The 20,523-nt window shown below is 72.3% G+C and carries 20 protein-coding genes; 18 read left to right on the forward strand and 2 right to left on the reverse strand.

From position 1 onward, the window contains the following. The first annotated feature begins 115 nt into the window (after nucleotides 1-115). The 17 genes from ACH45E_RS23750 to ACH45E_RS23830 all read left to right on the forward strand — a co-directional run bounded on the left by ACH45E_RS23750 (nucleotide 116) and on the right by ACH45E_RS23830 (nucleotide 15,950). On the forward strand, nucleotides 116-1,174 hold the full coding sequence (locus ACH45E_RS23750; protein ID WP_361439500.1) for a lytic transglycosylase domain-containing protein: 1,059 nt from the start codon (nucleotides 116-118) through the stop codon (nucleotides 1,172-1,174). Nucleotides 1,175-1,229: 55 nt separating this feature from the next. After that, nucleotides 1,230-2,258 (forward strand): sigma-70 family RNA polymerase sigma factor, encoded by a 1,029-nt coding sequence (locus tag ACH45E_RS23755; RefSeq protein WP_361439502.1) that lies wholly within the window; start codon nucleotides 1,230-1,232, stop codon nucleotides 2,256-2,258. Nucleotides 2,259-2,482: 224 nt separating this feature from the next. After that, the gene (locus ACH45E_RS23760; protein WP_361439504.1) at nucleotides 2,483-3,430 is read left to right on the forward strand and encodes an ABC transporter ATP-binding protein; all 948 of its coding nucleotides are present in this window, start codon (nucleotides 2,483-2,485) and stop codon (nucleotides 3,428-3,430) included. Beyond that, the gene (locus ACH45E_RS23765) at nucleotides 3,427-4,197 is read left to right on the forward strand and encodes an ABC transporter permease (protein ID WP_361439506.1); all 771 of its coding nucleotides are present in this window, start codon (nucleotides 3,427-3,429) and stop codon (nucleotides 4,195-4,197) included. The genes ACH45E_RS23760 and ACH45E_RS23765 overlap by 4 nt, the downstream gene beginning before the upstream one ends. 3 nt (nucleotides 4,198-4,200) lie before the next feature. Further along, a complete protein-coding gene (locus ACH45E_RS23770; protein WP_361439508.1) occupies nucleotides 4,201-5,004 on the forward strand; it encodes an ABC transporter permease in 804 nt (267 codons plus the stop codon). Nucleotides 5,005-5,018: 14 nt separating this feature from the next. Beyond that, nucleotides 5,019-6,284: an MCE family protein gene (locus ACH45E_RS23775; RefSeq protein WP_361439510.1), complete on the forward strand. Its 1,266-nt coding sequence runs from the start codon at nucleotides 5,019-5,021 to the stop codon at nucleotides 6,282-6,284. Further along, nucleotides 6,281-7,318 carry an MlaD family protein gene (locus ACH45E_RS23780; RefSeq protein WP_361439512.1) on the forward strand — a complete coding sequence of 346 codons (1,038 nt, stop codon included), beginning with the start codon at nucleotides 6,281-6,283 and terminating at the stop codon, nucleotides 7,316-7,318. The genes ACH45E_RS23775 and ACH45E_RS23780 overlap by 4 nt, the downstream gene beginning before the upstream one ends. Beyond that, the gene (locus tag ACH45E_RS23785; RefSeq protein WP_361439514.1) at nucleotides 7,315-8,466 is read left to right on the forward strand and encodes an MCE family protein; all 1,152 of its coding nucleotides are present in this window, start codon (nucleotides 7,315-7,317) and stop codon (nucleotides 8,464-8,466) included. Before ACH45E_RS23780 ends, ACH45E_RS23785 begins: the two co-directional genes overlap by 4 nt. Further along, the gene (locus tag ACH45E_RS23790) at nucleotides 8,463-9,587 is read left to right on the forward strand and encodes an MCE family protein (RefSeq protein WP_361439516.1); all 1,125 of its coding nucleotides are present in this window, start codon (nucleotides 8,463-8,465) and stop codon (nucleotides 9,585-9,587) included. The genes ACH45E_RS23785 and ACH45E_RS23790 overlap by 4 nt, the downstream gene beginning before the upstream one ends. Further along, nucleotides 9,584-10,864, forward strand: coding sequence for an MCE family protein (locus ACH45E_RS23795; RefSeq protein ID WP_361439518.1), 1,281 nt, complete (start codon nucleotides 9,584-9,586; stop codon nucleotides 10,862-10,864). The genes ACH45E_RS23790 and ACH45E_RS23795 overlap by 4 nt, the downstream gene beginning before the upstream one ends. Next, nucleotides 10,861-12,138 (forward strand): MlaD family protein, encoded by a 1,278-nt coding sequence (locus tag ACH45E_RS23800; protein WP_361439520.1) that lies wholly within the window; start codon nucleotides 10,861-10,863, stop codon nucleotides 12,136-12,138. Before ACH45E_RS23795 ends, ACH45E_RS23800 begins: the two co-directional genes overlap by 4 nt. Further along, nucleotides 12,111-12,626 (forward strand): hypothetical protein, encoded by a 516-nt coding sequence (locus ACH45E_RS23805; protein WP_361439522.1) that lies wholly within the window; start codon nucleotides 12,111-12,113, stop codon nucleotides 12,624-12,626. The genes ACH45E_RS23800 and ACH45E_RS23805 overlap by 28 nt, the downstream gene beginning before the upstream one ends. 26 nt (nucleotides 12,627-12,652) lie before the next feature. Beyond that, a complete protein-coding gene (locus ACH45E_RS23810) occupies nucleotides 12,653-13,357 on the forward strand; it encodes a hypothetical protein (RefSeq protein WP_361439524.1) in 705 nt (234 codons plus the stop codon). A gap of 52 nt (nucleotides 13,358-13,409) precedes the next feature. Beyond that, nucleotides 13,410-13,934 carry a GNAT family N-acetyltransferase gene (locus tag ACH45E_RS23815; RefSeq protein WP_361439526.1) on the forward strand — a complete coding sequence of 175 codons (525 nt, stop codon included), beginning with the start codon at nucleotides 13,410-13,412 and terminating at the stop codon, nucleotides 13,932-13,934. A 59-nt stretch (nucleotides 13,935-13,993) separates the two neighbouring features. After that, a complete protein-coding gene (locus ACH45E_RS23820; protein ID WP_361439528.1) occupies nucleotides 13,994-14,233 on the forward strand; it encodes a hypothetical protein in 240 nt (79 codons plus the stop codon). 165 nt (nucleotides 14,234-14,398) lie between these two features. Further along, on the forward strand, nucleotides 14,399-14,974 hold the full coding sequence (locus ACH45E_RS23825) for a TIGR04222 domain-containing membrane protein (RefSeq protein ID WP_361439530.1): 576 nt from the start codon (nucleotides 14,399-14,401) through the stop codon (nucleotides 14,972-14,974). A 271-nt stretch (nucleotides 14,975-15,245) separates the two neighbouring features. Continuing rightward, nucleotides 15,246-15,950: a hypothetical protein gene (locus ACH45E_RS23830; RefSeq protein ID WP_361439532.1), complete on the forward strand. Its 705-nt coding sequence runs from the start codon at nucleotides 15,246-15,248 to the stop codon at nucleotides 15,948-15,950. A 172-nt stretch (nucleotides 15,951-16,122) separates the two neighbouring features. Here the strand turns inward: ACH45E_RS23830 and ACH45E_RS23835 are convergent, their stop codons facing one another. Both ACH45E_RS23835 and ACH45E_RS23840 read right to left on the reverse strand, forming a co-directional pair. Continuing rightward, on the reverse strand, nucleotides 16,123-17,730 hold the full coding sequence (locus tag ACH45E_RS23835; RefSeq protein ID WP_361439534.1) for an AMP-binding protein: 1,608 nt from the start codon (nucleotides 17,728-17,730) through the stop codon (nucleotides 16,123-16,125). Further along, a complete protein-coding gene (locus ACH45E_RS23840; protein WP_361439536.1) occupies nucleotides 17,727-19,406 on the reverse strand; it encodes an AMP-binding protein in 1,680 nt (559 codons plus the stop codon). The genes ACH45E_RS23835 and ACH45E_RS23840 overlap by 4 nt, the downstream gene beginning before the upstream one ends. Before the next feature lie 124 nt (nucleotides 19,407-19,530). Here ACH45E_RS23840 and ACH45E_RS23845 point away from each other — a divergent pair, with 124 nt between their 5' ends. Next, entirely contained in the window at nucleotides 19,531-20,379 is an 849-nt protein-coding gene (locus tag ACH45E_RS23845; protein ID WP_361439538.1) for a helix-turn-helix transcriptional regulator, read from the forward strand. Nucleotides 20,380-20,523: the final 144 nt, after the last annotated feature.

Consider the following 20,523-nt stretch of genomic DNA (forward strand, 5'->3'; position numbering starts at 1 on the left):
CAACCTAACGCGCGGTACCGAGGTTCGGGCAGCCCTCAGGGCGGGCAGGCCGCGACGGACGTGCCGCCCTCCCGCGTAGAGCAGACGACAGCAGCGCACAGGGAGGGGTCACGACGTGGCAGGGCACAGAGTCAGGGGCGCGAGGGGTACGGCGGTCGCGGCGGCGGTGATGGCCGCGCTGACCGCGTCACAGGCGCCGGGTGCGGTGCCGGCGCGGGCCGACGCGCCGGCGGCGCAGCCCGCCGGGGCCGGGCCGGGAGTGTCCGGTGACAGCCCGTACCGCACGGACCTGCCGCCGCTCGCGCCAAGGCACCCGGGCGGTGCGCCGGCGCCGGGCGCCGTGCTGCCCGCGACCGTCTTCGCCGCCTACCGGCACGCCGAGTCGGAGCTCGCGCGGACCGCGCCCGGCTGCGGGCTCCGGTGGCAGTTGCTCGCGGCGATCGGCCAGGTGGAGTCGGGGCAGGCGGACGGCGGCCGGGTGAGAGCGGACGGCACGGCCGTGACGCCGATCCTGGGCCCGCGCCTGGACGGCGGCGCCTTCGCCGTCGTACGGGACACGGACGGCGGGGTGTACGACGGGGACCGGGCGTACGACCGCGCGGTCGGGCCGATGCAGTTCATCCCGTCGACCTGGGACCGCTGGGGCGCGGACGGGAACGGCGACGGGCGGGCCGACCCGGACAACGTGTTCGACGCGGCGCTGGCCGCCGGGCGCTATCTGTGCGCGGGCGGGCGGGATCTGTCCGACCCGGCCGGGCTGGACGGGGCGGTTTACGCCTACAACCGTTCGGAGGCGTATCTGCGGACGGTGCGGGCCTGGTACGCGTACTTCCTGGAAGGCCACCGGGTGGTGCCGGACGGCCCCGCCACGCCGTCGTCGCGTCCCGCCGCCCGGCACGGGAGCCCTCGGCCGAAATCCGCGCCGAAGCCGGCGCCGTCAGCACGCCCGAGGGGCACCCCGATCCCGTCCCCGGCACCGCCCGCGCCCGCCTCGCCGACCCCCTCCAACTCCCTTCCGCCTACCGGGAGAACGGCAAAACCGCTGGTCCCCGTACCCGACCCCACGGCCGGCCTGCCCACCGGTGACCTGCTGCCCAGCGGCGGTCCGCTCGGCAGTAACGGCGGGGACTCGATGGCCTCCACCCCCTCCACAACCGCGACTACCGGGCGGTAATGTCGCCACCCGCCGGACGGTACGACACCGGCGGGTGAGCGCGAAGGGGCCCCTCATGGCCAGTGACATGCCTGCGGAGACACCGGCCGCCGACGAGCGTTGGCAGCGCATGTGGAGCCACCGCGAGCAGCTGCTCAAGGTGGCCCGGCGCCGGTCGATGAGCCAGGAGGACGCCGAGGACGCGGTGCACGAGGCGATGCTGCGAGCGGCGGAGCGGCCCGACCTGGACGACGAGCGGCTCGCCGCCTGGCTGACGACGGTCACGATGCGGCTGTGCGTGGACCGCTACCGGCAGGTCAACCGTGAGGCCGAGGTCCGCACCCGCCCGACCCTGGTCGCGCCCGCACCGGTGCCGGTCGAGGAGGCCGTGTGCGACCGGGCCGAGGCGAGGTGGCTGGCCGTGCGCAGCGGGGAGCTGCCCGCCCGGCAGGCGGAGGCGCTGCGGCTGAAGTCCGAGGACCTGGACGTGGGTCAGGTCGCCGTCGAGATGGGCCTGAGCTACCGGACCGTCGAATCGCTCCTCGCCCGGGCCCGGCGGACACTGCGGAACTCGCTGGCCGCGACGCTGGGGTTCGCCGTGCTCGTCGTCGGGCGGATCCGGCTGCGGGCCGGCGGCAAGGCGGTGGCGGTCGCGTCGACGGCGGCGACCCTGGTGGTGGCGGGGTTCGTGCTGCCGTACGCGCTGCACGGAGGCCCGCCGGGTACGGCACCCCGGCCTGCCTCGTCCCCCGTGTCCGGGGACACCGCGACCGTACGATCCGGCGGCACCGGCCGTACGCCCGCCCCGGGCGTCCGCGAGCTGCCGGCCGCCGCGACGGCTCCCCGGGCGACGCCGTCGGCCGGCGCCACCGACCGGTCGCTGCTGCCGCTGTCCGTGCCACCCCTGCCGGAGGCCTCGCTGTCGCCGGTGCCGGCCGTCCCGGAGGTTCCGGGCGTTTCGGGGCTGCCGAGCGCGAGCGTGCCCGCCCTGCCGGACGCGTCCGCGCTGCCGACCACGCTGCCGCCCCTCCCGAAAGCCTCCGTCACACCCTCCGTCCCCGTCTCCGTCCCGGTCTCCCTACCGGCCCCGACCGCCCTGCCGTAGACCTGCCAACCGTCCCCGAGGTCCCGAGCGTGCCTGAGCCGCCGAGCGTGAGCGTGCCCGCCCTGCCGGACGCCCGCGTGGCCGCCCGGGCGGCGCCGTCGGCTGGCGGCCACGACCGCCAGCCGCAGGCCGTCGAAAAAAGTTCTCCTCTCCCGCGACGGACCCCCGCCCTCCCCCCGTAGAGCAGATGTCGAAGCTGCTCCACGGGCCGAAAGGTGGACCGGATGGGTGTGGAGATCTGTGTGGAAGGGCTGACCAAGTCCTTCGGTCACCAGGTCATCTGGCAGGACGTCTCGCTGACGCTGCCCGCCGGGGAGGTATCGGTCATGCTCGGGCCGTCGGGCACGGGCAAGTCGGTGTTCCTCAAGACGCTCGTGGGGCTGCTGAAGCCGGACCGGGGCTCGGTGAAGATCGCGGGGCGGGACGTCACCAGGCTCCGCGAGCGCGAGCTGTACGAGGTGCGCAAGCTCTTCGGCGTGCTGTTCCAGGACGGCGCGCTGTTCGGCTCGATGAACCTGTACGACAACATCGCCTTCCCGCTGCGCGAGCACACCCGCAAGGGCGAGAGCGAGATCCGGCGCATCGTGCTGGAGAAGATGGACATGGTCGGGCTGATCGGCTCCGAGGGGAAGCTGCCCGGCGAGATCTCCGGCGGGATGCGCAAGCGGGCCGGTCTCGCCCGCGCCCTCGTCCTCGACCCCGAGATCATCCTGTTCGACGAACCCGACTCCGGCCTCGACCCGGTGCGCGTCGCCTATCTCAACCAGCTCATCGTCGACCTCAACGCCCAGATCGACGCGACCTTCCTGATCGTCACGCACGACATCGCCTCGGCCCGCCAGGTGCCGGACAACATCGGCCTGCTGTTCCGGCGCGAGCTGGTCATGTTCGGGCCGCGCGAGGAGCTGCTGACCAGTGACGAGCCGGTGGTCCGGCAGTTCCTGAACGGCCGGATGCAGGGCCCCATCGGCATGGCGGAGGAGAAGGACGCCGCCCAGGTCGAGCAGGAGCTGGCAGCGCTCGGCGACGGCGACGCCGTACAGACCCCCGGCAGCCGGGCGCTGACTCCCCGCCTGCTGCCGGGACCGGCCATCACCCGGCCGCCCCGCTGGGAGGCGATCGCACGGCACGAGGCCGAGCTGCGCCGCCGGAAGGCGGTGGCCGACGCATGAGACTGTCACCGGCCGGAGCGCTGCGGCACTCGGGAAACCTGTTCGCGATGGCCCTGGACGTCGTCCGGACGATGCCCCGACGGCCCTTTCAGGCAAGGGAGTTCATCCAGCAGGCCTGGTTCGTCGCGAGCGTCACCATCCTCCCCACGGCGCTGGTGTCCATCCCGTTCGGCGCGGTGATCGCGCTGCAGATCGGCAGCCTGACCCGGCAGCTCGGCGCCCAGTCGTTCTCCGGCGCCGCCTCGGTGCTGGCGGTGCTGCGGGAGGCGTCGCCGATCGTCACCGCGCTGCTGATCGCGGGTGCCGGCGGCACGGCGATCTGCGCGGATCTGGGGGCGCGGAAGATCCGTGAGGAGATCGACGCGATGCAGGTGCTGGGCATCGACCCGATCCACCGGCTGGTCGTGCCGCGCGTGCTGGCCTCGATGGTGGTGGCGGTGCTGCTCAACGGCCTGGTGTCGGTGGTCGGTGTGGCGGGCGGCTACTTCTTCAACGTCGTGCTCCAGCACGGCACGCCCGGCGCCTACCTGGCGTCGTTCACCACCCTCGCCCAGCTCTCCGACCTGTGGGCGGCCGAGATCAAGGCGCTGGTGTTCGGGGCGATCGCGGCCGTCGTCGCCTCGTACAAGGGGCTCAACGCGAAGGGCGGGCCGAAGGGTGTGGGCGACGCCGTGAACCAGTCGGTGGTGATCACCTTCATGTTGCTGTTCGTGACGAACTTCGTGATGACCGCGGTGTACTTCCAGGTCGTCCCGCAAAGGGGCTGAGGCATGGCGCTGTTGAAAGGTCTGGAGGAGCTGGGCGGCCAGCTCTCCTTCTACGGCCGCTCGCTCGCGTGGACCGGCCGGACGGTGCGCCGCTACAAGAAGGAGGTCCTGCGGCTGCTCGCCGAGGTGAGCTTCGGCCGGGGCGCCCTCGCCGTCGTCGGCGGCACGGTCGGTGTGATCGCCTTCCTGTCGTTCTTCACCGGCACGGAGGTGGGCCTGCAGGGGTACGCCGCGCTGAACCAGCTCGGCACCTCCAACTTCGTGGCGTTCCTGTCGGCGTACTTCAACACCCGGGAGATCGCCCCGCTGGTGGCCGGACTCGCGCTGTCCGCGACGGTCGGCGCGGGGTTCACCGCCCAGCTCGGCGCGATGCGGATCAGCGAGGAGACGGACGCCCTGGAAGTGATGGGCGTGCCCTCGCTGCCGTTCCTGGTGACCACCCGGATGATCGCCGGTTTCGTCGCCGTGATCCCGCTGTACGTGATCGGGCTGCTGTCCTCGTACCTCGCCGCCCGCACCATCACCACCGGCTACTACGGGCAGTCGGCGGGCACCTACGACCACTACTTCCAGCAGTACCTGCCGCCGGTCGACGTGCTGTGGTCCTTCGGGAAGGTGCTGGTCTTCGCCGTCCTGATCATTCTGGTGCACTGCTACTACGGCTACTACGCGAGCGGCGGCCCGGCCGGCGTCGGCGTCGCGGTGGGGCGCGCCGTACGGACCTCGATCGTCGCGATCAACGTCCTTGACTTCTTCCTGTCGCTGGCGATCTGGGGCGCCAACACGACCGTGCGGATCGCGGGGTGAGCCGGGTGAGCCGGGTGAGCCGTAGGAGAGTGCTGAGACTGCGGGTGTACGGCGTGCTGTTCGTCGCCGTGCTCGCCCTGCTGCTGTCGCTGTCGGTCGCCGTGTACCGGCAGGTGTTCACGCCGGCCGTACGGATCGAGCTGGAGGCCGACAGCCTCGGCGATCAGCTCGACCCGATGGCCGACGTCAAGCTGCGCGGGCTGCTGGTCGGCGAGGTGCGCGAGGTGCACGCCGACGGGAGGAAGGCGACGCTCGACATCGCGCTCAAACCGGAGTACGTCCCCGACATCCCCTCCGACGTGCACGCGCGCCTGCTGCCCAAGACGCTGTTCGGTGAGAAGTACGTCGACCTGGTCGCGCCCGCGCACGCTGATTCCTCGAAGGTTCCCCCCATCCGGGCCGGTGACGTCATCACCCAGGACCGCACCCGCGTCGGCATCGAGTTGCAGCGGCTGATGAACGACCTGCTGCCGCTGCTGCGGACCGTGCAGCCCGGCAAGCTCAACGCCACGCTGTCCGCCTTCGCCACCGCCCTCGAGGGGCGCGGCGACCGGATCGGCGACAACCTCACGCGCGTGGAGGCTTATCTGCACCGCCTCAATCCTCATCTGCCCTCCCTCACCGAGGACTTCGCCCGACTGGCCGACGCCGCCGAGGTGTACGGCGACGCGGCGCCGGACCTGATGGCGATCCTGCGCAACACGGTCACCACCAGCCGCACCGTGGTCGAGCAGCGGGAGCAGCTCGCGTCCGCGCTGACGACGACCGCCGGTGCGGCCGCCACCGCGCAGGACTTCCTCGACGCGAACGGCGACCGGCTGATCTCCCTCGGCCGGGTCTCCCGGCCCACGCTGGAGCTGTTCGCCCGCTACTCCCCCGAGTACCCCTGTCTCCTCGCCGGCCTCGTACGCGAGGAGCAGGCCTCCGAGCAGGCGTTCCGGGGCGGCGCCATGCACATCACGCTGGAGGCGGTGCGCCCGCAGGGGGCGTACCGGCCCGGTGAGGAGCCCCGCTACGCCGACCGGTCGGGGCCGAACTGCCGCGACCTGCCGCATCCCGCGGTGCCCGCACCCGGGGTGCACCTCAACGACGGCTCCGGGAAGCCGGGTTCGTCGGCACTCACCGGCGGTCTGCCCGGGGTGTCCGCCACCCGGGCCGAGCAGAACGCCGTCGGCTCGCTCGTGTCGCCCGTGCTGGGCGTGCCCGCCGACGAGGTGCCGCCGGTCGTGACGCTGCTGTTCGGGCCGATGGCGCGCGGGACGGCGGTGAGCGTCGCATGAGATCGTCAGGAGCCCGGCGGACCGCCGCCCCGCTGATCAAGTTCAGCCTCTTCGCACTGGTGACGATCGCGGCGACAGCGCTGCTCGCCGCGACCATCGTCAATCTCTCCTTCACCCCCGAGCGCACCTACCGCGCGGTGTTCAGCGACGTCACCGGCCTGGAGAAGGGCGACGACATCCGGGTGGCGGGCGTGCGGGTCGGCGAGGTCGAGGGGATCCGGATCAAGGACCGGACGCTGGCGGAGATCACCTTCAACGTCGGCGCCGACCGGCCGCTGCTCGCGAGCACGCACGCCGTCATCCGCTACCGGAACCTGGTCGGGCAGCGGTACGTCGCCCTGACCGAGGGCGTGGGCGACGGCACCCCGCTGAAGCCCGGCGCCACGATCCCGCTGTCGCGCACCCGGCCCGCGCTGGACCTCAACGCACTGCTGAACGGCTTCAAACCGCTGTTCGCGGCGCTCAGCCCCGGGGACGTCAACCAGCTGGCCACCGAGATCATCAAGACGCTGCAGGGCGAGGGCGGCACCGTCGACAGCCTTCTGGTGCACACCGCCTCGCTCACCACGACACTGGCCGACCGCGACAAGCTGATCGGCTCGGTGATCGACAACCTCAACACGGTGCTGGGGACGCTGGACAAGCGCGGCACCCGATTCTCCGAACTGCTGAAGCAGCTGCGGCGGGTGATCTCCGGGCTGTCCGCCGACCGCAAGCCCATCGGTCAGTCGCTGGTGGGCATCGGCGACCTGACGGAGGCCACCTCGGGGCTCCTGAAGGACGCGCGGCCGCCGCTGAAGGACGACATCGCCGGGCTGGCCGGTCTCACCGGAACGCTGAACGACAACGAGAAGACCGTGGAGGGCGTGCTGAAGCGGCTGCCGGACAAGCTCGACGCACTGACGGGGGCCGCGTCCTACGGCTCGTGGTTCAACTTCTACCTCTGCGACTTCGACGGCCGGATCGTGCTGCCGACGACGAAGCAGGTACTCACTCCCGATCTGCACGTGGCGAGGGCGAGGTGCGGCGCATGACCCGCGGGAACCGCCCGGAGCCGCTGTTCAGGGTGCGTATCGACCCGCCGAGGCTGCCGAAGCCACGACTGCCTCGCGGGACGGGCCGCGCCCGCGGGCCGCAGCCGCTGGTGAAGGTGCGTATCGAGCCGCCCCGGATACGGCTTCCACGGATCCGGCGGCCCCGCCCGGTCCCGTTCCGCGACCGCAACCCCGTGGTGATCGGCGCCGTCGGCCTCACCGTCCTCGCGCTGCTGACCGTGGCCGCGTTCAACGCCGACAGCCTGCCGTTCATCGGCGACGGCAGGACGTACAGCGCGGCCTTCTCGGAGGCCGGGGGTCTCAAGCCCGGGGACGAGGTGCGGATCGCCGGGGTGAAGGCCGGCAAGGTCGAGGACGTCGACCTGGACGGCGACCACGTCAAGGTCACCTTCAAGGTCAAGGGCGATCCGCGGTTCGGCACCCGGACCGGCGCGTCGATCCGGGTCAGGACGATCCTCGGCGCCAAGTACCTCGCGCTGTCCCCCAAGGGGCCGGGGCAGTTGAAGCCCGGCAGCGAGATCCCGCTGGGGCGGACGGTCGCGGCGTACGACGTCGTGCAGGCGTTCAGCGACCTGACCACCACCTCGGAGAAGATCGACACCGGCCGGCTGGCGAAGGCCCTGGACACCATCTCCACCACATTCCAGGACTCCCCCGCCGAGGTACGCGCGTCCATCAAGGGCCTGTCGAGGATCTCCCGGACGGTGGCCTCGCGGGACAAGGCGCTGAGCGAGCTCCTGAGCCACGCGAAGGGCACCACGGGCGTACTGGCCGACCGCTCGAAGGACTTCACCGCGCTGGTCGACGACGGCGACAAGCTGCTGACGGAGATCAGCAAGCGGCGCAAGGCGATCCACAAGCTGCTGAAGACCTCCGCCGCGCTCGGCATCGAGCTCTCCGGCCTGGTCGAGGACAACGACAAGGAGATCGGGCCCGCGCTCGGGGGCCTGAAGCAAGTGGTGCAGATGCTCGAACGCAACCAGGCCGGCCTCGACCGCAGCGTCAAGCTGCTCGCGCCCTATGTGCGGGTCTTCACCAACACCCTCGGCAACGGGCGGTGGTTCGACTCCTACGTCCAGAATCTCGTCGCCGCCCCGGTGACACCGCGGACGGGAGGTACGCGATGAGAAGCGTGCGCAGACGCCTGGCCCTGCTCACCGCGCTTGCCGTGGTCGCCGCCCTCGCCTACGTCCTGTGGCCGCGCCCCGAACCGCTGCACGTGACCGCGTACTTCCCGCGCACCGTCGGCATCTACCCCGGCTCGGACGTCCGCGTCCTCGGCGTGCGGATCGGCGAGGTGAAGAAGATCACGCCCCAGGGCGACCGGGTGCGGGTGGAGCTGGAGTACGACGCCGGGCGCAGGGTCCCCGCCGACGCCAGGGCCGCGATCATCAACTCCTCGGTGGTCAGCGACCGTTACGTGCAGCTGCTGCCGGTGTACCGGAAGGGTCCGGCGTTGCGCGACGGTGCCGTCATCCCCGAGTCGCGGACCGCCGTACCCGTCGAACTCGACCGCGTCTTCGACAGCCTGCACACGACCGCCGAGGCGCTCGGCCCGAAGGGCGCCAACAAGGACGGCTCCCTGTCGCGGCTGCTCAAGGTGAGCGCCGGCAACCTCGACGGGCAGGGCGGAAACCTCAACCAGACGGTCCACGACCTCTCGCAGGCGGTCACCACACTGTCCGACGGCCGCACCGACCTGTTCGGCACGGTGCGCAATCTGCAGGTGTTCACGGCCGCGCTGGCCGCCGACGACAAGAGCGTGCGGTCCTTCGACACCAGCCTCGCGGGCGTCGCGAAGCAGCTCGCGGGCGAGCGCAAGGACCTCGCGGCGGCGCTCACCAACCTGGCGACGGCGCTCGGCGACGTGGCCGCCTTCGTGAAGAGGAACAAGAAGTCGCTGACCACCGACGTGCGGGGCCTCAGCAAGGTGACCAAGGTGCTCGTCACCCAACGGGCCGCGCTGGACGAGCTGTTGCGGGTGGCCCCCACGGGCCTGTCGAACCTGAACAACGCCTACAACCCGTCCTCCGGCACCCTTGACACCCGCGACAACGCCCAGCAGGCACAGGACCCGGCGTCACTGCTGTGCTCCGTGCTGAGGACCACCGGCGACGAGGGCGGCAAGAACCCCGACTGCAAGGAGCTGAAGGATCTCTTCGACTCCCTGCCCGAGGTACCGGCGGGCTCCGCGGTGACGGGCACGACCGACCGTACGCTCGGCGGGATCCTGGGGGCGAGCGCATGAACCTGCGACGCAAGGGCGGCACGATCGCCTGGACGGCGGCCGGTTCGCTGCTGCTGTCCGGCTGCGCCTTCAACGGCTGGTACGACATCCCGCTGCCCGGCGGCGCCGCCGCGGACGGCCACGCCTACCACGTCACCGTCGAGTTCCGCGATGTCCTCGACCTGGTGCCGCAGTCGGCGGTGAAGGTCGACGACGTCACCGTGGGCGCGGTCGAGAAGGTGCGGCTGGACGGCTGGCACGCGCGGGTACGGCTGCGCGTCGCCGACTCGGTGAAGCTGCCCGCCAACGCCGTCGCCGAGCTGCGGCAGACCAGTCTGCTCGGCGAGAAGTACGTGGCGCTCGCCGCCCCGACGGGCACCGCCGCGGTGGGCCGGCTCCGTGACGGCGACCGCATCCCGCTGTCCCGCAGTGGCCGCAACCCGGAGGTCGAGGAGGTGCTGTCCGCGCTGTCCGCGCTGCTCAACGGCGGTGGCGTGGCCCAGCTCAAGACGATCACCGTGGAGCTGAACAAGGCCCTGGACGGCCGTGAGAACCGGGTGCGGTCCCTGCTGAAGGAGCTGAACACCTTCATCGGCGGCCTGGACGACCAGCGCAGCGACATCGTCCGCGCGATCAAGGCCGTCGACCGGCTCGCGGGACGGCTCGGGAAGGAGAAGAAGACCATCGCCGAGGCCGTCGACACCATGCCGCCCGCGCTGAAGGTCCTCGCCGGCCAACGGCGCGATCTGACCAGGATGCTCACCGCCCTGTCGAAGCTCGGCAAGACGGGCACCAAGGTGGTCACCGCCTCGCACGACGACACGGTGGCCGACCTCGAACAGCTCCGGCCGATCCTGCGGCAGCTGAACAAGGCGGGCAGCGACCTGCCCGACTCCCTGGAACTGCTCACCACTTACCCGTTCCCGCGCAACGCCGCGGACGCCGTCAAGGGCGACTACGTCAACCTCCACATCACCGCCGACCTCAACCCGGCCGACCTCTACGGCAACGAGACCGGCGACAACTCCGGTAAGGGCAAAGGAGGTTCGAAGACCCCGGGCACCCCGGGCGTACCGGATCTCCCCCACGTCCCGCACCTGCCGAGCGTCCCCGCCCCGACCGCGCTGCCGAGCGCACCGGGCCTGCCGTCGTCCCCCTCCGTGCCGTCGGCCCCCTCGGGTGGCGGCGGGCCGCTGTGTCCGCCGGTGTGCACCAGCGCCTACACCACCGGCGCGAAGGTGCCCGAAGGGATCGACCTCGCGCTGGCCGAACTGATGCTGAAGGGGGTCCAGCCGTGATCACCCGTACGGTCAAGGCGCAGCTGCTCGCCTTCGCCGCCATCACCGCCGTCGGGGTGTCGTACGTCGGCGCCGAGTACACCGGCCTGGTGGACGACGTCCTGGACCGCGGCTACACGGTGCGGGCCGACTTCGCCGACTCCGGGGGCATCTTCCCCGGCGCCGAGGTCACCTATCGCGGGGTGCCGGTCGGCCGCGTCGGCGCGCTGCGGCTGACCGGCTCCGACGGCGTCTCGGTCGCCCTCGACATCGGCGACGGGGCGCCGCGCATCCCCGCGGACACCCTCGCGGTGGTGGCGGACCGTTCGGCGGTGGGCGAGCAGTACGTCGACCTGCAGCCCCGCACGTCCAAGGGCCCATACCTCCTCGACGGCAGCACCATCCCGCGCGGCAGCACCCGCGTGCCGCTGCCCACCACGGACCTCGTGCTCAGCCTGGACCGGCTGGTGAACTCGGTCGGCAAGAACGATCTGCGGGTCACCGTAGACGAGTTGGGCAGGGCGTTCTCCGGGACCGGACCGGACCTGAGCCGGCTGGTGGACTCGGGCGACGCGCTCGTCGAGTCGGCGTCCGAGTCGCTGCCGGAGACGGTCTCGCTGATCGAGGACTCGCGGAAGGTCCTGAAGACACAGGCCGACCAGGGCTCGTCGATCACGTCGTTCGCCCACGATCTGGCTCTGCTCACCGCGCGGTTGAAGTCGAGCGACGGCGATCTGCGGAAGCTGATCGGCAACGCCACGCCGGCCGCGCAGCAGGTCGACTCGCTGCTGAGGTCGACCGGGCCCCGGCTGTCGGTCCTGCTGGCCAACCTGATCAGCGGCGGCCAGGTGACGCTGGCCCGGCTGCCCGGCGTGGAGCAGGCCCTCGTCACGTTCCCGGCCCTGGTGTCGGGCAGTTACACGGTCGTACCGGGCGACGGCACCACCCACTTCGGGCTGGTGGTGAACGCCGACGACCCGCCGCCGTGCACCCAGGGGTACGGCACGCGCCGGCGGGACCCCGCCGACACGAGCAGGCGCGAGGCGAACACCGACGCGCGCTGCACCGCCCCGCGCGGCAGCGGCACGTCGGTGCGGGGCGCGCAGAACGCCCCCGGCGCGCCGGCCGGGTCCGGCGGTGCGAACCAGGCGGCGTACGTCACGCCGTACGACCCGGAGACCGGCGCCGCGACCGGCCCGGACGGAAAGCCCGTCGAGATCGGCTCGGCGGGCGGTCAGCAGACGGTGTTCGGAAAGGAGTCGTGGCAATGGCTGCTCGTTGGACCGATGGAGTGAGCGGACGCCTGCCGGGCAGAGCCCTGCCGGTGGGGCTCGCCCTGGCGACCGCGCTGACGGCCGCGCTCGCGGTGTGGCTGGGCCTGCGCCTGGACCAGCAGCACGAGACGGCACAGCGGCGCCAGGACGTCCTGGCCGCGGCCCGCCAGTCGGCGCTGAACTTCACCTCGCTCGACTACCGGCACTACGCCCGGGACAGCGCGAACGTCCTCGAGGGCGCCACCGGCGACTTCAAGAAGCAGTTCACCGCGCAGACGGCGCAGTTGACCAGGCTCGTCGCCGAGAACAAGTCCGTGTCCGAGGGCCGGGTCCTCGACGCCGGGATCATCCGGTCGGACGCCCGCTCGGCCCGCGTCCTGGTGGTCGCCGACAGCAAGGTGACCAACACCGCCGTGCCCGAGGGACAGGCCCGCACCTATCGGCTGCAGCTCGACCTGGTGCGTCAGGGCGGGCGCTGGCTGACGTCCGACGTCGAGTTCGTGGGCTGACAGCACCACCAGTGAGGAGTACGACCATGGCGAACCCGACCGTCCGCAGCCGTGGCGCGGGAGCACCCGCCCGCCGGAGGATGACCGCGGCCGCCCGCGCGGCGGCCAAGCGGGTGGAGCACCAGAACCCGGTGATCGAGAACCCGGTGATGGAGAACCCGGACGGCCGGGACGACCCGCCCGAGCCGTCGCCGGAGTCCCCCGAGGGCGAGGCACCACCGCCTCCGTCCCGGCGGTGGCTGCTCAGCGCGGTTCTCAGCGCCCTCCTGGTCGTGGGCCTGGTCGCGGCATCCCTGCTCGGGTGGCAGTACCGGGAGGGGCGGCGTGCGGAGACCGCGCGCGGCGCGGCCCTCACGGCCGCGCGGAAGGCCGCGCCGGTCGTGCTGTCGTACGACTACCGGCATCTGGACCGGGATTTCGCCCGGGCCCGGGAGCGTTTGACCGGGCACTTCCGTGACGAGTACGGCAGGACCACGGCGCGTGTGGTCGGGCCGACGGCCAGGAAGTACCACGGGGTGGTGAAGGCGACGGTCGCCGAACCCGCGGGCGGTGGCGTCCCCGCGGCCTCCGTCGTGTCGGCCGCGCCGGACCGTGCCGTGGTGCTGCTCTTCGTCAACCAGGTCACGCGGAGCACCCAGGTCTCGGGTTCCCGCCTGGATCTGAACCGGGTGCGGATGACGATGACCCGTACCTCCGGGGGCTGGAAGGTGAGCGCGGTCGACGCGCTCTGACGTCCGGCGAATTCGGTTGAGTGTGCCGGCCGGGGCGTGTTGGCTGGCCCGCATGGTGCTCGGAGAACTGGTGAGACTGCGGCCGCTGGAACCGTCGGACGCGGAGGCGATGTGGCGGTGGCACAACGACCCCGACGTGATGCGCTGGATGAGCGACGGCTACCCCTCGTCACTGGCCCAGGTCAGGAAGCGGATGGAGGAGCGGCCGCCCAACGGGTACGGCCAGGTGCTCGTCGGGGTCGAGGTGCCCGCCGACGGGAAACTCATCGGCGTGGTCCGGCTGCGTGACGCCGAACCGGAGACCGGGTGCGCCGAGCTCGACCTCTATCTCGGTGAGAAGGACTACTGGGGGCGCGGCTACGCCACGGACACGATGCGGACGATCTGCCGCTACGGCTTCCAGAAGATGCGGCTGCACAAGATCAGGCTGACCGTCGTCACCGAGAACCACGCGGCCCACCGCGTCTACCAGAAGGTCGGCTTCGTCGACGAGGGCAGACTGCGGCAGGAATTCCGGCGCGACGGCCAGTGGTACGACATGTTCACGATGGGCCTGCTGGAGGACGAACTCCGCTGACGCCCACGCCGCCGGTCCCCCGGGGTGCGGATGGGTGCCGTCCGCAGCAGCCTGAAGGCATGACACATCCACCGACGCGGCATCCGCACATCGTGGTGCACTCCCCCGCCCTGGACGGTTCCCGGCGGGTCACCGAGGGTGATGTGACCCTGGGGATCGCCTCCCATCTGGACGACGTGATCGAGATCCTGCGGCTGGCCGACCTGGACCGGATCGAGGTCGAGGAGAGCGACCTCATCGACTGGCAGGGCGGCGGGCCGGACGACTGGCCGGGACTGTCCGAGCACGGGGAACCGTGAGGATGCGTACGGCACCGGGCGTATCCGGGCTACGCAATGCTCAGATCAAACTCTGAAACACCGCCGGGGAGGCTTCGAGGGGCCCCCTCGGCGGGCACATTCCCGTCACGCGGGGCCCGTCGGCACGGGGGCGGCGGGCCCCGCACGGGGGTACGGGGGTGTGCCATGAGCGCTACGACGATCCCACTGCGACCGCACGAGATGGCGCTGCTCCGGGGCGGTCCCCGCGCGGCGGTGACGGTCGCCGTGCTGGACCTGTATCTGCGGGGCGCCGTGAAGGCGGGCCGGGCGGGCACGATGCGCGCCTCCGGACCGGCCGAGCGGGCGGACCTGCCGCCGCTGCCCGCGCTCACCAAGGCCGTGCACGGGGCGCTGTACCGCACCGCCGGCCTGCGGCAGTTGCTGGACCGGCAGGGTGTGCGCCGCGCTCTCGCCGACCTGCGCGGCGGCCTCACGGCCGCGGGCCTGCTGCGTACCTTCCCGCCGGGGCGCCCGCGGGCCGCCCGCCGCGCCCTGAAGGACCTGCGCGTCCGGCATCCGCTGCCCGATGGCGGGTCCGGGCTGTCCGCGGAGGACACACTCCTCCTGGTCGCGCTGTACGGAGACGAGGCGCTCACCGTGCTGGCGCGGCGCTTCGCCCAGGAGGCCGGCCTGATGGGCCGGGGCGGCACCACGGAGCGGGAGATCAGGCAGTCCTGGGGCGACTCCGGCGGCGGTGGCTTCAGCTGCGGGACGGTGTGAGGCCGGGACGGCTCACGCCTTAATGCCTGCTTCGCGGCTCGGCGGCGCCCCGCCGACCGCGGCGACGGCGGCGCGCTCGCCGGGGCCGAACCCGGCCACAGGCCCGGCCGGACGCAGTCGCCGCGGCCTGCCGCCCGGCCGAGCGGCTTCGGCATGGCCGGCATCGGCGCGCGGGCCGGGCTGGGTGCGGTATGCGAAGCGAGCCGGCGGGTGCGCGAAAGCCGTCAAGACAGGGGCAAGTGCCGGACAAGGAGGGTCCGCCTGGACCACGATGGGGGGCATGCCCGAGAGTGTGCCGGTGCGCTGCCCGGCCTGCCGGCGTGAGCACGTCTACACCGCGCCGTCGTATCCCTGTGCCTGCGGGGCCCCGGTCAGCCCGCCGCTGGACCGGAGGACCGCGCCCACCGCCGTGGCGCACCGGGCCTGGGACGAGGACTGGGTCACCGTGGCGTGCGCCTCCTGCGGCCGCCGGGACCAGTGGCCGCACCCGGAGCTGGGCTGCCCGTGCGGGACGGTGCTGCGACTGCCGGTCCGCGGGGCACCGCCGGCGGCGGCCCGCTCCGGTGCCGGGCCCGCGCCGGTCCCGCGCTCGGGGCGCCGCCCGCCGTTCCACCCGGTGACCATCCGCACCGCGCGCGACGCGGTCACCGCCGCGGCCCTCTACCTGCGCTGGCTCGGCTACCGGGACATCCGCCGCGCCGACCAGCGTCCCCCGTCCGGTATCGGTCTGGCCGCGCGCGGGCTGCTGGCCCAGGTCGACCCCAGCGTGCGACCGGCGTCGCTGCGGGACGTGGAGTGCCTGTGGCTGACGGCCATGACGGAGTCCGCGGAGTGTGTCTACTTCTCCCTCGCCGGATATGCCGAGGCCGCCCGCGTCCGCGCCGACGGCCTCGGCATACCCCTGTTCGTCCTCGACCTCACGGGCACCCCGCAGCCGGTGAACGCCGTCGCCGACGACCTCAACGCCACGGGTTAGGGCCTGTCTGACAATTCCCGTCGTCCGCCCGAAGGGCGGGCCTGGCGGCGTCTGGTGCGTGCGATCGCAAGGCGCCGGAGCGCCCTCGTGGCGGAGCCACGTGGGCGGTTCGGCAACGCGGCGAGCGTGCGTGCCAGGCATCGCGGGGCAGGCGGGAATTGTCAGACAGGCCCTAGTGGCCGTACCTCTCCCGCAGTTCGACCTTGCGGACCTTCCCGGACACCGTCATCGGGAAGGTGTCGAGGACCTCCACCCGGCTCGGCACCTTGTAGTGCGCGAGCCGTCCCGCGCAGAAGGCGCGCACGTCCTGAAGCGTCGGCGGGTCGGCCGGGTCGCGCGGGACGACGCAGGCCAGGACCTCCTCGCCGTACGTCTCGTGCGGCACGCCGACGACCTGGACGTCGCGGATCCCCGGGTGGGCGTAGAGGAACTCCTCGATCTCACGGGGGTAGACGTTCTCCCCGCCCCGGATGATCATGTCCTTGATACGGCCGACGATCTCGACGTAGCCGTCCTCCCGCATCACCGCCAGATCACCGGTGTGCATCCAGCGTCCCGCGTCGACCGCCTCGGCGGTCTTCTCCGGCTCGTTCCAGTAGCCGAGCATCACGCTGTAGCCGCGGGTGCACAACTCCCCCGCCGTGCCGCGCGGTCGGGTCACCCCGTCGACCGGGTCGACGATCTTCACCTCCAGGTGCGGCAGCACCCGGCCGACCGTGCCGGTGCGGTGCTCCAGGTCGTCCTCGATCCGCGTCTGCAGCGACACCGGGGAGGTCTCGGTCATGCCGTAGCAGATGGAGACCTCCGCCATGTGCATCTCGGCGACCACCCGTTTCATCACCTCCACCGGGCACGGCGAGCCCGCCATGATGCCGGTGCGCAGCGAGGACAGGTCGTACGTGGCGAAGTCGGGGAGGTTGAGCTCCGCGATGAACATCGTGGGGACGCCGTACAGCGAGGTGCAGCGCTCCCGCTGGACCGCCTCCAGTGTGGCCTTCGGGTCGAAGGACGGCGCCGGGACGACCATGCAGGCGCCGTGCGAGGTGGCGGCGAGGTTGCCCATGACCATGCCGAAGCAGTGGTAGAAGGGCACCGGGACGCAGATCCGGTCCTGCTCGCTGTAGGCGACCGCCTCCCCCACGAAGTAGCCGTTGTTGAGGATGTTGTGGTGGGAGAGGGTGGCCCCCTTGGGGAAGCCCGTCGTCCCCGAGGTGTACTGGATGTTGATGGGGTCGTCGCACGACAACTCGGCGGCCCGCGCGAGCAGTTCCGCGTGCCGGTCCGGGGTGCCGCGCCCGAGCAGCGCGTCCCAGCCCGGGTCGCCGATGTAGACGGTCTCCCGCAACTTCGGGCAGCTGCCCCGCACTTCCTCGATCATCACCCGGTAGTCGCTCGCCTTGTGGCTGAGCGAGGCGAACAGCAGGGAGATCCCGGCCTGGTTCAGGACGTACTCCACCTCGTGGGTGCGGTAGGCGGGGTTGATGTTCACCATGACCGCGCCGATCCGGGCGGTGGCGTACTGGACGAGCACCCACTCGGCGCAGTTGACCGCCCAGATGCCCACCCGGTCGCCCTTCGCGACCCCGCTCGCCAGCAGCGCGTACGCCAACCGGTCGACGTCGGCGGCGAATTCGGTGTACGTCCAGCGCCGCCCGGACGGCACGTCCACCAGTGCCTCGCGGTCCGGCCAGGCGGCGACCGCCCGGTCCAGGTTCGCCCCGATGGTGTCGCCGAGCAGGGCGGTGACGCCGGTCCCGTGCGTGTACGACAGTTCACTCACCGGAAGTCCTCCTCGCGGTACTCCTTCTGAGAGCCCGCCGCCGTGGCCTCGCGCAGCTCGATCCGGCGGATCTTGCCGGAGACGGTCTTGGGCAGCTCGCCGAACTCCAGCCGGCGGATGCGCTTGTAGGGGGCGAGGACCTCGCGGGAGTGCTCGAAGAGCACCTTGGCGGTATCGGGGCCGGGCTGCCAGCCCTCGGCGAGGACGACGTAGGCCTTGGGCACGGCCAGGCGCAGCTCGTCCGGCGCGGGCACGACGGCCGCCTCGGCCACGGCCTCGTGCTCCAGCAGGGCGCTCTCCAGCTCGAACGGGCTGATCTTGTAGTCCGAGGCCTTGAAGACGTCGTCGCTGCGCCCGATGTACGTCAGGTATCCGTCCTCGTCGCGGGAGGCGACGTCTCCCGTGCGGTAGTAGCCGCCCGCCATCGCCTCCGCCGTGCGGTCCGGGTCCCCGTGGTATCCGGCCATCAGGCCGACCGGCCGGGCGGACAGGTTGAGCGCGATCTCGCCCTCGGCCGCGCCGGGGGCGCCGGAGACCGGGTCCAGCAGGTCCACCTTGTAGCCGGGGCTGGGCCGCCCCATGGAGCCGGTCTTGAGCGGCTGGCCGGGGCTGTTGGAGACCTGCACGGCGGTCTCGGTCTGGCCGAAGCCGTCCCTGATGGTGACGCCCCAGGCCCGCCGCACCTGCTCGATGACCTCGGGGTTGAGCGGCTCACCGGCGGCGAGGGCCTCGCGGGGCGGGGTGGCGAGCCCGCTCAGGTCGGACTGGATGAGCATGCGCCACACGGTCGGCGGGGCGCAGAACGTGGTCACCCCGGCCCGGTCCATCTCGGCCATCAGCCGGGCCGGGTCGAAGCGGGTGTAGTTGTGGATGAAGACGGTCGCCTCCGCGTTCCACGGGGCGAAGAGGTTGGACCAGGCGTGCTTGGCCCAGCCGGGCGAGGAGATGTTCAGGTGCACGTCGCCGGGTTTCAGGCCGATCCAGTACATGGTGGCCAGGTGCCCGATCGGGTACGAGGTGTGGGTCTGCTCCACGAGCTTGGGGTGGGCGGTGGTGCCCGAGGTGAAGTAGAGCATCAGCGGGTCGTCGGCGAGGGTGGGGCCGTCGGGCAGGAACTCGGCGGGCGCGGTGTACGCGTCCTCGTACGGCTCCCAGCCCTCCTCGGGCAGCCCGCCGACGGCGATCCGGGTGTAGGCGCCGGGCACCTCGGCGAACTTGGCGGTGTCCTCCGCTCGCGCGATCACATGCCTGACCCGGCCCCGCTCCACGCGGTCGCGAAGATCGGCGGGGCCGAGCAGCGGGGTGGCGGGGATGACGACGGCGCGCAGCTTCATCGCGGCCAGCGCCGTCTCCCACAGCTCGGCCTGGTTGCCGAGCATGACCAGCACCCGGTCCTCGGCCTCGACGCCGCGTTCACGCAGCCGGTTCGCGACCCGGTTGGAGCGCTCGGCGAGCTCGGCGAAGGACAGCCGGGTCTCGGTGCCGTCCTCCTCGACGATGTGCAGGGCGGTGCGGTCGTTGCCGTCCGCGATGACGTCGAACCAGTCCAGCGCCCAGTTGAAGTGCTCGGGGCGCGGCCAGTCGAAGCCCTCGTACGCCGTGGCGTAGTCCTCGCGGTGTTCCAGCAGGAAGTCCCGCGCGCTGCGGAAAAGCTCCGTCGCCGTCGCCGTCGTCATCTGTCCTCCTCGTTGCCGGACCATTGCCGGGCGGCTCTCTGGCATCGTGTAATCCGTGATGCAGGTCTCACTACCCCCGAACGGGGGTGTGGGCAGCACAATGCCGCGATGAAGGGGCGAAGAGGTGACAGCAGACGCCGCCGGGGTGGTGGAGATACGCAGCGCGCTGGCCCGGCTGCGACGCACGACCGGGCTCCCGGTCGCCTTCGGCGGCCTGGTCGAGGCCGGCCGGCCGCAGATGCGGATCAGCGAACTGAGCGGCACCGCCACCGTGGCGCTGCGCTCGCTCGCGGTGACCTCCGGCAACGGGCTGGGCGGCAAGGCGGTGGCGCTGGCCCGGCCGTGCGCGGTGACGGACTACTCCGTCTCCCGGCGGATCAGCCACGAGTACGACATCCCGGTGGCCGCGGAGGGCCTGCGCTCGGTGCTGGCCGTACCGGTGGTGGTACGGCGCCGGGTGCGGGGCGTGCTGTACGGCGCGCTGCGCACGGACCAGCCGCTGGGCGACCGCACGCTGGGCGCGGCGGTGGCGGCGGCGCGGGACGTGGAACAGGCGCTGGTGGTCCGGGAGGAGGCGCGGGGCCTGCTGACCGCGGTCCGGCCGGCCCCCGCCCCCGGTGCGGGAGCCGCGGACCGGGAACGGGTGCGCGAGGCGCACGCCGCGCTGCGCGCGCTGGCCCCGCGGATCGGCGACCCGGAGCTGCGGGCCGAGCTGCTGGCGGCCTGCGGCCTGCTGACCGGCCCGGGCCCTGCCCCCGGCCCGGGCCCTGCCCCCGGCCCGAGCCTGGCCCCTCGTGAACTGGACGTCCTGGCCTGCGTGGCGGACGGCGCGACCAACGCGACGGTAGCCCAGCGGCTGGGTCTGCGCCCGGAGACGGTCAAGGGGTACCTGCGCTCGGCCATGCGCAGACTGGGCGCGCACACCCGGGGGGAGGCGGTCTCCACGGCGCGCCGCGCGGGGCTGCTGCCTTGAGCCGGGTCGCGTCGCCGGTGACGTACAGGCGCTCACCAGCGACGATGCGGCACCGGACGTCTCCCGCGGCCTGGTCCGCCGGGTCGGCCCCGGCCCTGGAGAACGTTTTCCATTCATGCGACCGTGCTTTGAATTTACGTATGC

This window comes from Streptomyces sp. NPDC020299 (genome assembly GCF_044387825.1).
GTDB lineage: Bacteria > Actinomycetota > Actinomycetes > Streptomycetales > Streptomycetaceae > Streptomyces.

Coding starts and splice junctions, on each gene's coding strand:
- ACH45E_RS23755 (WP_361439502.1), top strand. CDS start 1,230: ATGGCCAGTGACATGCCTGCGGAGACACCGGCCGCCGACGAGCGTTGG.
- ACH45E_RS23760 (WP_361439504.1), top strand. CDS start 2,483: ATGGGTGTGGAGATCTGTGTGGAAGGGCTGACCAAGTCCTTCGGTCAC.
- ACH45E_RS23765 (WP_361439506.1), top strand. CDS start 3,427: ATGAGACTGTCACCGGCCGGAGCGCTGCGGCACTCGGGAAACCTGTTC.
- ACH45E_RS23770 (WP_361439508.1), top strand. CDS start 4,201: ATGGCGCTGTTGAAAGGTCTGGAGGAGCTGGGCGGCCAGCTCTCCTTC.
- ACH45E_RS23780 (WP_361439512.1), top strand. CDS start 6,281: ATGAGATCGTCAGGAGCCCGGCGGACCGCCGCCCCGCTGATCAAGTTC.
- ACH45E_RS23785 (WP_361439514.1), top strand. CDS start 7,315: ATGACCCGCGGGAACCGCCCGGAGCCGCTGTTCAGGGTGCGTATCGAC.
- ACH45E_RS23790 (WP_361439516.1), top strand. CDS start 8,463: ATGAGAAGCGTGCGCAGACGCCTGGCCCTGCTCACCGCGCTTGCCGTG.
- ACH45E_RS23795 (WP_361439518.1), top strand. CDS start 9,584: ATGAACCTGCGACGCAAGGGCGGCACGATCGCCTGGACGGCGGCCGGT.
- ACH45E_RS23805 (WP_361439522.1), top strand. CDS start 12,111: ATGGCTGCTCGTTGGACCGATGGAGTGAGCGGACGCCTGCCGGGCAGA.
- ACH45E_RS23810 (WP_361439524.1), top strand. CDS start 12,653: ATGGCGAACCCGACCGTCCGCAGCCGTGGCGCGGGAGCACCCGCCCGC.
- ACH45E_RS23815 (WP_361439526.1), top strand. CDS start 13,410: ATGGTGCTCGGAGAACTGGTGAGACTGCGGCCGCTGGAACCGTCGGAC.
- ACH45E_RS23820 (WP_361439528.1), top strand. CDS start 13,994: ATGACACATCCACCGACGCGGCATCCGCACATCGTGGTGCACTCCCCC.
- ACH45E_RS23825 (WP_361439530.1), top strand. CDS start 14,399: ATGAGCGCTACGACGATCCCACTGCGACCGCACGAGATGGCGCTGCTC.
- ACH45E_RS23830 (WP_361439532.1), top strand. CDS start 15,246: ATGGGGGGCATGCCCGAGAGTGTGCCGGTGCGCTGCCCGGCCTGCCGG.
- ACH45E_RS23840 (WP_361439536.1), bottom strand. CDS start 19,406: ATGACGACGGCGACGGCGACGGAGCTTTTCCGCAGCGCGCGGGACTTC.